The following is a 12,863-nucleotide window of genomic DNA, read 5'->3' as shown; positions in this document are numbered from 1 at the left end:
TCAATTACCCCACATCGGGGGGTTTGTAGCGCATAGTGGAATCAGCCCTCTTAGCCGGGAGGCCCCCGTGTTCGAGCGTTTCACCGACCGTGCCCGCCGCGTGGTGGTTCTGGCCCAGGAAGAGGCCAGGATGCTCAATCACAACTACATCGGCACCGAGCACCTCCTGCTCGGGCTGATCCATGAGGGCGAGGGGATCGCCGCCATGGTGCTGCGGGAGAACGGCATCGCGCTGCCCGAGGTCCGCGTGGAGGTGGAGCAGATCATCGGGCAGGGCCAGGCGTCGCCGTCGGGGCACATCCCGTTCACGCCTCGGGCCAAGAAGGTGCTGGAGCTGTCGCTGCGCGAGGCGTTGCAACTGCACCACAACTACATCGGCACGGAGCACATCCTGCTCGGCCTGATCAGGGAGGGCGAGGGGGTGGCCGCGCAGGTCCTGGTCAAGCGGGGCGCGAACCTCAGCACCCTGCGCGCCAAGGTCGTGGAGAAGACCCGCGGCCGCGGCCCGGAGAGCCTGGCCGATCCGCTGATCGGGCCGCGGGCGACCCACCTGGAGGAACGGCTGACGCGCATCGAGGCGAGCCTGCGGCGGATCGAGCGGCACCTGGGCATCGCCCGTCCGGACGACCCGCCCGCCGAGGGGCCCGGCCACAAACCCGGCGAAGAGGGCGAAGCCGCATCGGGCTGAGGCCCTCGCGCGGGCACGTCAGGCCACGGTCAGGGCGCCGACCGGCAGGCGGGCCTCGACCACGCCTGGGTCGTCGGTGTAGCCCAGCGTCGCGCCCAGGGAGACGAGCAGGCGGCGCATCCTGACGTTGTCGGAGAGCATCGTGGCCCGCACCTCGGCGTAGCCCTGGTCGCGCGCCTCGGTCACGAGCATCCTGGCCAGCGCCGCGCCCAGACCGCGCCCCTGCCAGCGGTCCTCGACCAGGAAGGCCATCTCGGCGATGCCGGGATCCGGCGTGAACATCAGGTTCGCCATGGCCACGACCTGGCCGTCGTGCCCGGCCACGAGAGAGTGGCCGCGGGTGCGGTCGCACAGGCGCTCGAACATGCGCGGCGGCAGCGCCGGCATCGAGGTGAAGTAGCGGAACCTGCGCGCCTCCGGCGAGCACCGGTCGTGCAGGTCGCGGACGGCTTCGCGGTAGATGCCGGTGAGCGGTTTGACCGTGACCTGGGCGCCGTCGGCCAGCCGGACGCCCTGCTCGGCGGTGGAGTGGCCGGGGACGGGCTGCGCCAGCCGCACGAAGGAGGCCGCCCGCGCCGCCTCGGTCAGCGTGAAGGGCAGTTCCGCGCGGCGCAGCCGTACGGCGCGCCGGGCGGCGACCGGCACCACCAGCCGCGTCGGGTCGGGAAGATCGCTCACCGCTTCACCATAGGTCCATCGGCCGTCGTCCGCGCGCAGCAGCTCGGCCAGCAGCTCCGGCAGGCGCCACGGCATCGAGCGCAGCCGGGAGGCCAGCAGCAGCGCCCTGGTGGGCTCGTCGGTCAGCTCGTGGGCGGTGGCGGGCACCACCTGTACCCGGCGTCCGCCGGCCGCCTCCAGGGCGGTGCGGACGGTCTCGGGTGTGGCGGAGATCTCAGCGACGAACTCGTCGACGGTCCCGTCGGCGTCGGTCTGCACGCTGAGGCCGAGGATGTTGCCGCCCCGGCCGGCCAGGGCGGCGGCCAGCGCGGCGAGACGTCCGGGGCGTTCGTCGACCGTGGTGCGGATACGCAGGAATGCCATGTCGTCCAGCATGCGGGGAGGCTGTTTCGGACAAGCTAACACCCTGTTTCGCTCACACCCCTTTTCGATGCAGCGTGTTACATCCCGCATGCTGGAAGATGGGGTGCTATGAACGCGCGTGTGCCACTATCTGAGGACTTCGTCAATGGCGAGGTGTCTTTCTGGTATCGCTCCTCCGGCGTACCGGAGCCCGGACCGCGCCTGGACGGCGACCTCCGGGCGGACGTGGTCATCGTCGGCGCCGGCCTCACCGGGCTGTGGACCGCGTACTACCTCAAGAAGGCCCGGCCCGCGCTCGACGTCGTGGTGCTGGAGCAGGAGTTCGCCGGGTTCGGCGCCTCGGGCCGCAACGGCGGCTGGCTGACCGGCGCGCTGGCCGGCTCCCACGGCCGCTACGCCAGGACCCACGGCGAGGACGCCGCGCGGGCGCTGCAGCGGGAGATGTACGCCACGATCGACGAGGTGATCGCGGTCTGCGCCAAGGAGGACGTGGACGCCGGCATCGTCAAGGGCGGCGAACTCACCGTGGCCCGCACCAGCGCCCAGGCCGGCCGGCTGCGCGAGCTCGTCGCGGACGCGCGCGCGACCGGCCTGCGCGAGGAGGACCTGCGTGTGGTGGACCCCGCCGACCACCTGCGCGTGGCCGGCGCCGTGGGCGCGGTCTGGACGCCGCACTGCGCCCGCATCCAGCCCGCCAAGCTCGTGCGCGGCCTGGCGCGGGTGGTGCGCGACCTCGGCGTGCGCGTCTTCGAGCGCACCCCGGTCACGAGCATCCTGCCGCATCGGGCCATCACGCCGTACGGCACCGCCGAGGCCGACCATGTGATCCGCGCGACCGAGGGCTTCACCTCCCAGCTCAAGGGCCTGCGCCGCCAGTGGCTCCCGATGAACAGCTCCATGATCGTCACCGAGCCGCTGCCCGCCGCGTTCTGGGACACGGTCGGCTGGCAGGGCGCCGAACTCCTGGGCGACCTCGCCCACTACTACATCTACGCCCAGCGCACCGAGGACGACCGCATCGCCTTCGGCGGCCGCGGCCGCCCCTACCTGTACGGCTCCCGCGTCGACGCCCGCGGCAACACCCACGACTGGACCGTCGAGGCGCTCTGGCGGATACTGATCGACTTCTTCCCCGCCGCCGCCTCATCGAAGGTGGCCCACGCCTGGTCCGGCGTGCTGGGCGTGCCGCGCGACTGGTGCTCGACCGTCCACCTGGACCGTGACACCGGACTGGGCTGGGCGGGCGGCTACACCGGCCACGGGGTCACGACGACGAACCTGGCCGGCCGTACCCTGCGCGACCTGATCCTCGGCGAGGACACCGGGCTGACCGCGCTGCCGTGGGTGGGCAGGAAGGTGCGCGCCTGGGAGCCGGAGCCGCTGCGATGGGCGGGCGTGCACTCCATGTACCGCCTGTACCGTATGGCCGACCAGCGCGAGCGCTCCATGACCCGCACCTCGGCCCTGGCCCGCCTCGCCGACCTCATCACCGGCCACTGAAGGAGAACACTCCCCGATGACGACCCTCTTCCGCGGCGGGCGCGTGTTCACCGCGCTCGGCGGCTTCGCCGAGGCCGTACTCGTGCGCGACGGCGTGATCGCCGCCGTGGGCGACGAGGCCGACCTGGCACGGCAGGCCCCCCGCCACGAGAGCGTGGACCTGGACGGCGGCCTGCTGGTGCCCGGCTTCACCGACGCGCACATCCACCCGGTCCAGGCCGGGCTGGAGCGCGCCAAGTGCGACCTGAGCGAGGTCTACGGCCTCGACGCCTACCTCGGGGAGATCAGCCGCTACGCCGCCGGCCATCCGGACAAGGAGTGGATCGACGGCGGCGGCTGGGACATGTCGGCCTTCCCCGGCGGCCTGCCCCACCGCGCGCAGCTCGACTTCCTCGACCGCCCCGCCTACCTGATCCAGCGCGACCACCACGCCGCCTGGGTCAACACCCGCGCCCTGGAGCGGGCCGGGATCACCAAGGACACCCCCGACCCCGCCGACGGCCGCATCGAGCGCGAGCCCGACGGCACCCCGACCGGCGTCCTGCACGAGGGCGCCATGGACCTCGTCGGCCTGCTGACCCCGCGCGCCACCGCCCAGGACGCCGACGCCGCGCTCGTGGACGCGCAGGCGCATCTGTTCTCGCTGGGCATCACCGGCTGGCAGGACGCGATCGTCGGCTCCTACGCCGGCTCCGACGACCAGTTGCCGACCTACCTGTCGGCGGCCCGCTCAGGCCGGCTGAAGGCCCGCGTGGTGGGCGCGCTGTGGTGGGACCGCACCCGCGGCGCCGAGCAGATCCCCGGGCTGGTGGAGCGCCGCGCCTCCGCCGAGGGTCTGGAGCGCTTCCGCGCCACCTCGGTGAAGATCATGCAGGACGGCATCACGGAGAACTTCACCGCCGCGACGCTGGAGCCGTACTGCCAGTGCGGCGGCACCGGCCTTTCCTACGTGGATCCGGGCAAGCTCAAGGAGTACGTGCGCGAACTGGACCGGCTCGGCTTCCAGGTGCACTTCCACGCCATCGGCGAGCGAGCGGTACGCGAGGCGCTGGACAGCTTCGAAGGCACCGATCCGGCCAACCGCCACCACATCGCCCACCTGCAGATCATCGAGCCGTCGGACGTGCCGCGCTTCGCCGCGCTCGGCGTCACCGCCAACCTGCAGCCGCTGTGGGCCACCCACCACGCCCAGATGGACGAGCTGACGCTGCCCTTCCTCGGCGAGCCGCGCTCGTCGTGGCAGTACCCCTTCGCCGACCTGCTCGGCCACGGCACCCGCTTGTGCGCGGGCAGCGACTGGCCGGTCTCCAGCGCCGACCCGCTGCAGGGCGTGCACGTGGCGGTCAACAGGACCGAGCCCGGCGGCTCGGTGCACGCGGACTACCCGACCGCGCGCACGCCGTTCCTGCCCGGCCAGCGCATCGGCCTGGCCGAGGCGCTCACCGCGTACACGGCCGGATCGGCGTGGGTCAACCGCTCCCCGGCGGGCGTCATCGAGCGGGGCCGTCCCGCCGACCTGGTGGTACTCGACCGCGACCCGTTCACGCTGCCCGGGAGCGAGATCTGGACGACCCGCGTGCGCCGTACGTTCGTCGACGGCGAGCAGGTCTACGCCGGCTGAGCGCGGGAGCGTTGTCCGCGCCTTCACCGAAGGTTCCCCTCGTGTCGTCGTCGCGGACACGGATGACGTGAAGGATCGGGCTGCGCGTCCACCACCCCGGAGCGCGCACGCCGGGAACACACGGAAGCCCCCGCGAGGGCGCGGGGGCTTCCGTCAAACCGGGTCGGCGTCTACCAGGGCGACTTGTTGTTGCGCAGGCGCTCGAGCGCCTCCTCCAGAATCGCCTTGCCGTCCTTGTCGCTCCGGCGCTCCTTCACATAGGCCAGGTGCGTCTTGTACGGCTCGTTCTTCGGAGGAGCGGGCGGGGCCGCCTCGTCCTGACCGGCCGGGAGGCCACAGCGCGGGCAGTCCCAGTGCTCGGGGACGGCCGCGTCACTGGCGAAGCTGGGTCGCGTCTCATGCATGTTGGCGCACCAGAACGAGACCCGCACTCTGGGAGCTGCCTCGCCGCGCTCGGCCTCCCCCATCGGGCCGGCGCCGACACGGCTGCCACGGATCGCGTTGCCACTACCCACGGATGAACTCCTTGCTCGATCGCCCCGCGAGCGGCGGGGGGAGAATCACTGTCACGCGTCGCCGGGAAGCTCAGGGCTTGAGCAGCAGGCCGAGCGCGATGATGCAGACGAACCAGACCACGCCGGTGATAACGGTCAGCCGGTCGAGGTTGCGCTCCACCACGGACGAGCCGCCGAAGTTCGACGAGAAACCGCCGCCGAACATGTCAGACAGACCGCCACCCTTACCCTTGTGGAGCAGGACGAGCAGGATCATGAGAAGGCTCGCCAGGATGAGGGCGATGGAGATTCCGATTTCCACGGTATGCCTGTTCCTTCAATCCACTGTTACGCGTGACGATTCAAACTTGCTTCTAGAGGGTACGACCTGGTGTCAAGTCGCACCCCCTGAACGACCCAGTTAGCCGGACAATTCGCCGAATCGGCAGATCTTGACGTACTCCCCGGCGTCGATGCTGGCACCGCCCACGAGCGCGCCGTCGACATCGGGCTGAGCCATGATCCCGGCGATGTTGCCTGACTTCACCGACCCTCCGTACAGGATACGGACCGCGGCGGCCACTTCGGCGTCGTAGAGCTCAGCGAGTCGCTCTCGCAGCGCCCCGCAGACCTCCTGCGCGTCCTGTGGGGTGGCCACCTCGCCGGTGCCGATCGCCCAGACCGGTTCGTAGGCCACCACTATCGATTTTGCCTGCTCCGGCGAGACTTTGCGCAGAGCGGCATCGAGTTGTGACACGGAATACGCCACCTGGCCGCCCGCCTGCCGTACCGGCAGGCCCTCGCCCACGCACAGGATCGGCGTGATCGAGTGCCGGTAGGCGGCCAGCACCTTGGCGTTGACCAGCTCGTCGTCCTCGTTGTGGTACTCGCGCCGCTCGGAGTGGCCGACGGTGACGAACGTGCAGCCCAGCTTGGCGAGCATGGCGCCGGACACCTCGCCGGTGTAGGCGCCGCCGTCGTACTGGCTGATGTCCTGCGCGCCGTACACGATGCGCAGCTTGTCGCCGTCGACGAGCGTCTGCACGCTGCGCATGTCGGTGAACGGCGGCAGCACCGCCACCTCCACCTTGTCGAAGTCCTTGTCGTTCAGGGCGAAGGCGAGCTTCTGCACCAGAGCGATGGCCTCGAGGTGGTTGAGGTTCATCTTCCAGTTGCCGGCGATGAGCGGCTTTCTCACTGAAGGGCCTCCAGCCCGGGAAGGGTCTTTCCTTCGAGGTACTCGAGGCTAGCGCCACCACCGGTCGAGATGTGGGAGAAGCCGTCCTCGGGCAGGCCCAGCCTGCGTACGGCCGCGGCGGAGTCGCCCCCGCCCACGACCGTGAAGGCCTGCGAGCGGATCAACGCCTCGGCCACCGCCCGTGTTCCCCCGGCGTAGTCCTCGAACTCGAAGACGCCCATCGGGCCGTTCCAGAAGACGGTGCGCGCGTCGGCGAGCTTGGTCGCGAACAGCTCGCGGGTCTTCGGGCCGATGTCGAGCCCCTGGCGGCCGGCCGGGATCTCGGTGGCCGCCACGACCTCGTACGGCGCGTCCTCGGCGAAGTGCGTGGCCGCCAGGACGTCCACCGGGAGCACCAGTTCCACGCCGCGCTTGATCGCCTCGGAGAGGAAGCCGCGCACCTGGTCGAGCTGGTCCTCCTGCAGGAGCGACTGGCCGACCTCGTAGCCCTGGGCCTTCAGGAAGGTGTACGCCATGCCGCCGCCGATCAGCAGCCGGTCGACCTTGGTGAGCAGGTTGGCGATGACGCCGAGCTTGTCGGAGACCTTGGCGCCGCCCAGGATCACGACGTAGGGGCGCTCGGGGTTCTCGGTGAGCCGCTTCAGCACCTCGACCTCGGCGGCCACCAGCCCGCCCATGGCGTGCGGCAGCAGCTCCGGCACGTCGTAGACGCTGGCGTGCTTGCGGTGGACGGCGCCGAACCCGTCGCCGACGTAAAGGTCGGCCAGGCCCGCCAGCCTCCGTGCGAAGGCGCCGCGGGCGGCGTCGTCCTTGGACTCCTCGCCCGGCTCGAACCGCAGGTTCTCCAGCAGCGCCACCTCGCCGTCCTTGAGGCCGTCGACGAGCTCGCCGTCCACGACCTTCCCGGAGAAGGCGACCTCGCGGCCCAGCAGCTCGCCCAGGCGGGCGGCGACGGGCTTCAGCGAGTACTTCTGGTTGGGCTCGCCCTTGGGGCGGCCCAGATGGGCGCAGACGACGACCTTGGCGCCCTGCCCGGCCAGGGCCTTGATCGTCGGCACCGAGGCGCGGATACGCCCGTCGTCGGTGATCGTCTCGCCGTCCAGCGGCACGTTGAGGTCGGCGCGCACCAGCACGCGCCGACCCCTGACGTCGGTGTCTGCGAAGGTCACAGGTCCTTGCCCACCAGCTCGATGAGGTCGGCCAGGCGGTTGGAGTAGCCCCACTCGTTGTCGTACCAGCCGATGACCTTGACCTGGTTGCCGATCACCTTGGTGAGCCCGGCGTCGAAGATGCAGGAGGCCGGGTCGGTGACGATGTCACTGGAGACGATCTCGTCCTCGGTGTAGGTCAGGTAGCCCTTGAGCGGGCCCTCGGCGGCGGCCTTGTAGGCGGCCTTGACCTCGTCGACGGTGACGTCACGGCGGACCTCGACGGTGAGGTCGGTGGCCGAGCCCGTGGGGATCGGCACGCGCATCGCGAAGCCGTCGAGCTTGCCCTTCAGCTCGGGCAGCACCAGGCCGATCGCCTTGGCGGCGCCGGTCGAGGTGGGCACCACGTTGAGCGCGGCGGCGCGGGCGCGGCGCAGGTCGCCGTGCGGGCCGTCCTGCAGGTTCTGGTCCTGCGTGTAGGCGTGGATGGTGGTCATCAGGCCCTTCTCGATGCCGAAGGAGTCGTTGAGCACCTTCGCCAGCGGGGCCAGGCAGTTGGTCGTGCAGGAGGCGTTGGAGATGACCGTGTGGCTGGCCGGGTCGTAGGTGTCGTGGTTGACACCCATGACGACGGTCACGTCCTCGTTCTTCGCCGGGGCGGAGATGATGACCTTCTTCGCGCCGTTCTCGGCGTGCACCTTGGCCTTGTTGGCGTCGGTGAAGAAGCCGGTCGACTCGACCACGACGTCCACGCCCAGGTCGCCCCAGGGCAGCTTGGCCGGGTCGCGCTCGGCGAAGGCCTTGATGGTCTTCCCGTCGACGACGATCTCGTCGGCAGTGGCCTTCACCTCGTACGGCAGGCGGCCCAGGATGCTGTCGTACTTCAGCAGGTGGGCGAGCGTCGCGTTGTCCGTCAGGTCGTTGACGGCCACGATCTCGATGTCCTTGCCGCTGGCGGCGACCGCGCGCCAGAAGTTACGACCGATGCGGCCGAAGCCGTTGACGCCTACGCGGATGCTCACGGGAACCGATCTCCTCGAACGTGATGGCGGGCTGAAACCTCAATCACGAACCCTATCGGACCTAAATTGGTTTAGACCACTGCAACCCCCGGCCTGCGTATGACAGATCAGGGAGCGCAATTTGCGGCATTGAAGTAAAGTGCCCGACTCGTCGGAGTAAATTCGCGGCATTCTCTGGGGGCTGAGATGTCACAACCACGATCCGGCCTGGTACGAGGGCTGTTCGCCGGGTTCGTCGCCATGCTGGTTGCCGGGGTCGCGTACAGCGCGGGTTCCTACGGCTTCAGGCTGCTGCCGTACAACGTGAGGTGGTTCACAGGCGACCAGCGTCTCCTGGCCCACACCGTCCTCGGCCTGGTCATCGCCGTGCTCATCTGGCTGGCCCTGTGGCTGACCCGCCCCCGGAGCCTGCTCGTGCCGGTACTGGCCGCCCTGTTCGCCTTCGGCGCCCGCACGATCGGCTCGATGGGCTCCGAACTGGGGAACTACGTCAGGGCCGGCTTCCCGTGGTCGTCGCTGGACGACCGTGCCCTGCTCATCGTTTCGGAACTGCCCGAGCTCTTCCGCACCTCCCCGACCCTCTGGCAGGGCGTGGCGATCGCCGCGGTCCCCGCCTTCCTCCTCACCTTGCTCCGCGTCCTGCGCCTGCGCCGCCGGGACCGGGCAGAGGCCGCCGCCCTCGCAGCCCCGTCACCCGCCTCCCCCACACCCGAAGGGCCCGCCACACCCGCGCCGGAGCAGTTCGATTCGTTCACCCGATCCGCCACGCCCGCACAGGACTCCCGGTCCGCGCAGCCCGCCCAGAACCCCGCGGCCGCCGAGCCGGCCGCGGCGGGAGGAGCCCCGGTGGACCACGAGGCGTTCCGCCGGCCCACGAGCGGGCGGGACGCCACACGGACGGCCGAGGACGGCCAAAGGCTGGAGAAGGACCACAGGGCCAAGGAGGGCCACAGGGCTGAGGAAGACCACAGGGGCGCGGAGAACCACAGGGCCAAGGACGCCCACAGGGGCGCGGAGGACCGCAGGCTCGCGGAGGAACGGAGTGCGACCGAGGAGCGTGGAGCGTTCGAGCCGCTTCAGCCGCCCGTGCGCCGTCCCGTCCCTGACATGTTCGCCCCGCCGCGGGAGCCGGGAGAGTCCTGATGCGCGCCCTGATCTTCGGCTTCCTCGCCATGGCCGTCAGCGCCACGGCACTCGCCTGCGCCAAGCTCTTCGGCGACCGCCTGCCCGCGGCCATCACCCAGACCGCGGACGGCCTGCCCTGGAGCACCGCCCAGGCCCTGCTGCCCGGCCTCGTGGTGGGCCTCACCCTGCGCATCGGCCGCCCGCGCAGCCTCCTGCTCCCGTTCCTGGCCCTCCTGTACGCGGGCGCCGCCATGACCCTGGGCCTGATCATCGGCTCCGCCCCGGCGGCCTACGCGCTGTCCACCACGGGCGCCGCGGAGCAGGTGATCACCCTGGACACCATCCTCGGCGGCTTCCGGCAGGCGGCCATGGCCTACGTGGAGCCCATCCAGCACTCCTGGCCCTACTGGACGCTCACGACGATCCCGGCCCTGCTCGCCTTCGCCGCGGTCGCCTTCAAGGTCCGCCAGACCCGCGAAACCACCCCCGCCACCACCCCGAATGCCCCCGGCACCCCGGACCACGGCAGCTCGCCCGACCCCATCCAAGCGCCGGAGCAGCGCGGAGCCTTCGAGCCGGTCCAGCCACCTGAGAAGCGCGGCGCCTTCGATCCCGCCCAGTCACCTGAGAAGCGCGGTGCCTTCGATCCCGTCCAGCCGCCCCGCCCCACCGGCTCCCCCTTCACCCCAGCACAACGGGAACGGCAGCCATAACTCCAGCGTGACAAGGTGCCCCACGGAGACGCCTTGGAGGGCGGACGTGTCGTCACCTGGCAAGGCGGCCACGGAGCCCGGCCCACAGGACGCTCGTCACGGCGAGCAACCCCGTGGGCCCTCACGACCGGCCAGGACAGAGGCGCGCGCACGTCGGACCGTGCGCGGTGGTGGGGCGGGAGCCGTAGCGGATACGAGGACCGAAACAGCAACAGACACACAGAGAGAAACAGCGGCGAAGAGACGCCGGAAGAGGCGACGAAGAGACGCCGATCAGGGTGCGAGCATGTCCGAGGTGAGGTTGGCCTCGGTGCTGGGGATGCCCAGGTCGGAGGCGCGTTTGTCGGCCATGGCCAGCAGCCGCCGGATGCGGCCCGCGATCGCGTCCTTGGTCAGCGGCGGGTCGGCGATCTGTCCGAGTTCTTCGAGGGAGGCCTGCTTGTGCTCCACCCGCAGCCGCCCGGCGATCACCAGATGGTCGGGCGCGTCGTCCCCCAGTATCTCCAGGGCCCGCTGCACCCGCGCCCCCGCCGCCACCGCCGCGCGGGCCGAGCGGCGCAGGTTGGCGTCGTCGAAGTTGGCCAGCCGGTTGGCGGTCGCCCGCACCTCGCGGCGCATGCGGCGTTCCTCCCAGGCCAGCACGCTGTCGTGCGCCCCGAGGCGGGTCAGCAGCGCGCTGATCGCGTCGCCGTCGCGGACCACGACGCGGTCGACGCCGCGCACCTCACGGGCCTTCGCGTGGATCTTGAGCCGGCGCGCCGAGCCGACCAGGGCCAGCGCCGCCTCCGGCCCCGGGCAGGTGACCTCCAGGGACATCGAGCGCCCCGGCTCGGTCAGCGACCCGTGCGCCAGGAACGCCCCCCGCCAGGCCGCCTCCGCGTCGCAGGCGGCCCCCGCCACCACCTGACGCGGCAGGCCGCGCACCGGCCGGCCGTGGTTGTCGATCAGCCCGGTCTGGCGGGCCAGCGCCTCGCCGTCGCGGTAGACGCGCACGACGTAGCGCGAGCCCTTGCGCAAGCCCGCCGGCGCGAGCACCAGCACTTCCGCCTTGTGCCCGAACACCTCACCGATGTCCTTGATCAGCCGACGGGCGGTGGCATTGGTGTCGAGCTCGGCCTCGATCACGATCCGCCCTCCCACCAGGTGCAGGCCGCTGGCGAACCGCAGCAGCGTCGAGACCTCCGCCTTGCGGCAGCACGGCTTCAGCACCGGCAGTCGGCTCAGTTCGTCCTTGACCACACCTGTCATCGCCATAAGCGTTAGTCCTCCCCCATTCAGACCGGCCTCACAGCAGTCTCTCGCACCTTTCGGGCCGCCGCCCCCGATAGGTGGCCTTGATCAGCGCTTCTGGAGGAAAATCTCGTCCAGGACGGAGGCAAGTCGGCGTGGGTCGTGCCTGGGGGAACCGTCGGAGGTGGCGACGTCGGCCATCACGAGCCGGCCGCCGAGCGCCGCCACCGCCTTCTCCAGGGCGTCGCGGTCGTCGACCACCCCGGTGTCGGCGAGGACGACATCTACCGAAAGATCGGGCGCGTGCTGCCGGAGCACCTCCAGGTGCTGCTGTGGTGAGAAGTCATCGGTCTCCCCCGGCTGGGGCGCCAGGTTGAGCGTGACCAGGCGGCGCGCCCGCGTCTCGTGCAGCGCCCTGGCCAGTTCCGGCACCATCAGATGCGGCAGCACGCTGGTGAACCACGACCCGGGCCCGAACACCACCCAGTCGGCCTCCCGCACAGCCGCGATCGCCTCGGGCCGCGCCGGAGGGTCCTCGGGCACCAGCGAGACGGCCTGAACCCGCCCCGGCGTCAGCGCGCAGGCGACCTGCCCGCGCACGATCGAGATGTTCCCGTCGAGCTCCACCTGGGCCACGATGTCCAGCGGCACCGACGCCATCGGCAGCACCCGGCCGTGCGCCTTGAGCAGCCTGCCCACCCAGTCGAGCCCGGCCACCGGATCGCCCAGCAGCTCCCACAGCGCCACGATCAGCAGGTTGCCGACCGCGTGCCCGTGCAGGTCACCCTCGGAGCGGAAGCGGTGCTGCACGACCTCGCTCCACGTGCCGCCCCACTCGTCGTCGCCGCACAGCGCCGCCAGCGCCATCCGCAGGTCGCCCGGCGGCAGCACGCCGAGCTCACGCCGCAGCCGCCCGCTGGACCCGCCGTCGTCGGCCACGGTCACCACCGCGGTCAGCTCACCGGCCACACCGCGCAGCGCCGACAGCGACGCGTAGAGCCCGTGCCCGCCGCCCAGCGCCACCACCCGCGGCCCGTCACGCCGCGGCCCGCCGCCCGGCCCGCCGCTCTCCGCCGGGACGGA

General features: G+C 71.2%; 12 protein-coding genes and 1 pseudogene. 5 read left to right on the top strand and 8 right to left on the bottom strand.

The features are described from left to right. Positions 1-67: 67 nt before the first annotated feature. Positions 68-464: pseudogene (locus tag ACIBKY_RS49260) on the top strand (Clp protease N-terminal domain-containing protein); the annotation flags it as partial. A 242-nt stretch (positions 465-706) separates the two neighbouring features. On the opposite strand, the gene ACIBKY_RS49255 reads toward ACIBKY_RS49260, so the two are convergent. After that, the gene (locus ACIBKY_RS49255; protein ID WP_397108579.1) at positions 707-1,729 is read right to left on the bottom strand and encodes a GNAT family N-acetyltransferase; all 1,023 of its coding nucleotides are present in this window, start codon (positions 1,727-1,729) and stop codon (positions 707-709) included. A 108-nt stretch (positions 1,730-1,837) separates the two neighbouring features. Between ACIBKY_RS49255 and ACIBKY_RS49250 the strand changes: the two genes are divergently transcribed. Beyond that, positions 1,838-3,229 carry an NAD(P)/FAD-dependent oxidoreductase gene (locus ACIBKY_RS49250; RefSeq protein WP_397108577.1) on the top strand — a complete coding sequence of 464 codons (1,392 nt, stop codon included), beginning with the start codon at positions 1,838-1,840 and terminating at the stop codon, positions 3,227-3,229. A 16-nt stretch (positions 3,230-3,245) separates the two neighbouring features. Further along, positions 3,246-4,850, top strand: coding sequence for an amidohydrolase (locus tag ACIBKY_RS49245; protein WP_397108575.1), 1,605 nt, complete (start codon positions 3,246-3,248; stop codon positions 4,848-4,850). Between the two features lie 170 nt (positions 4,851-5,020). Here ACIBKY_RS49245 and ACIBKY_RS49240 read toward each other — a convergent pair whose 3' ends face one another. The 5 genes from ACIBKY_RS49240 to gap all read right to left on the bottom strand — a co-directional run bounded on the left by ACIBKY_RS49240 (position 5,021) and on the right by gap (position 8,712). After that, positions 5,021-5,365 carry an RNA polymerase-binding protein RbpA gene (locus ACIBKY_RS49240; RefSeq protein WP_184974105.1) on the bottom strand — a complete coding sequence of 115 codons (345 nt, stop codon included), beginning with the start codon at positions 5,363-5,365 and terminating at the stop codon, positions 5,021-5,023. A 70-nt stretch (positions 5,366-5,435) separates the two neighbouring features. Then, on the bottom strand, positions 5,436-5,666 hold the full coding sequence (secG, locus tag ACIBKY_RS49235; RefSeq protein WP_184974103.1) for a preprotein translocase subunit SecG: 231 nt from the start codon (positions 5,664-5,666) through the stop codon (positions 5,436-5,438). A 99-nt stretch (positions 5,667-5,765) separates the two neighbouring features. After that, a complete protein-coding gene (gene tpiA / locus ACIBKY_RS49230) occupies positions 5,766-6,542 on the bottom strand; it encodes a triose-phosphate isomerase (RefSeq protein WP_397108573.1) in 777 nt (258 codons plus the stop codon). After that, entirely contained in the window at positions 6,539-7,711 is a 1,173-nt protein-coding gene (locus ACIBKY_RS49225) for a phosphoglycerate kinase (protein ID WP_397108571.1), read from the bottom strand. The genes tpiA and ACIBKY_RS49225 overlap by 4 nt, the downstream gene beginning before the upstream one ends. Beyond that, positions 7,708-8,712 (bottom strand): type I glyceraldehyde-3-phosphate dehydrogenase, encoded by a 1,005-nt coding sequence (gap, locus tag ACIBKY_RS49220; RefSeq protein ID WP_379617625.1) that lies wholly within the window; start codon positions 8,710-8,712, stop codon positions 7,708-7,710. The genes ACIBKY_RS49225 and gap overlap by 4 nt, the downstream gene beginning before the upstream one ends. Positions 8,713-8,898: 186 nt before the next feature. On the opposite strand from gap, the gene ACIBKY_RS49215 reads away from it, so the two are divergent. Continuing rightward, positions 8,899-9,855 (top strand): hypothetical protein, encoded by a 957-nt coding sequence (locus ACIBKY_RS49215; RefSeq protein ID WP_397108568.1) that lies wholly within the window; start codon positions 8,899-8,901, stop codon positions 9,853-9,855. Continuing rightward, complete coding sequence (locus tag ACIBKY_RS49210) at positions 9,855-10,550, top strand: hypothetical protein (RefSeq protein ID WP_397108566.1); 696 nt, start codon at positions 9,855-9,857, stop codon at positions 10,548-10,550. The genes ACIBKY_RS49215 and ACIBKY_RS49210 overlap by 1 nt, the downstream gene beginning before the upstream one ends. Positions 10,551-10,823: 273 nt before the next feature. Here the strand turns inward: ACIBKY_RS49210 and whiA are convergent, their stop codons facing one another. Together whiA and yvcK are read right to left on the bottom strand one after the other, a co-directional pair. Then, complete coding sequence (gene whiA, locus ACIBKY_RS49205) at positions 10,824-11,804, bottom strand: DNA-binding protein WhiA (RefSeq protein WP_379617619.1); 981 nt, start codon at positions 11,802-11,804, stop codon at positions 10,824-10,826. An 84-nt stretch (positions 11,805-11,888) separates the two neighbouring features. Then, complete coding sequence (yvcK, locus tag ACIBKY_RS49200; RefSeq protein WP_397108719.1) at positions 11,889-12,806, bottom strand: uridine diphosphate-N-acetylglucosamine-binding protein YvcK; 918 nt, start codon at positions 12,804-12,806, stop codon at positions 11,889-11,891. Positions 12,807-12,863: the final 57 nt, after the last annotated feature.

This window comes from Nonomuraea sp. NPDC050394 (assembly GCF_044459065.1).
Classification (GTDB): Bacteria; Actinomycetota; Actinomycetes; order Streptosporangiales; family Streptosporangiaceae; genus Nonomuraea.
The sequence above is the reverse complement of the archived record's forward strand: the minus strand, read 5'-3'. Positions and strand labels throughout refer to the sequence as shown.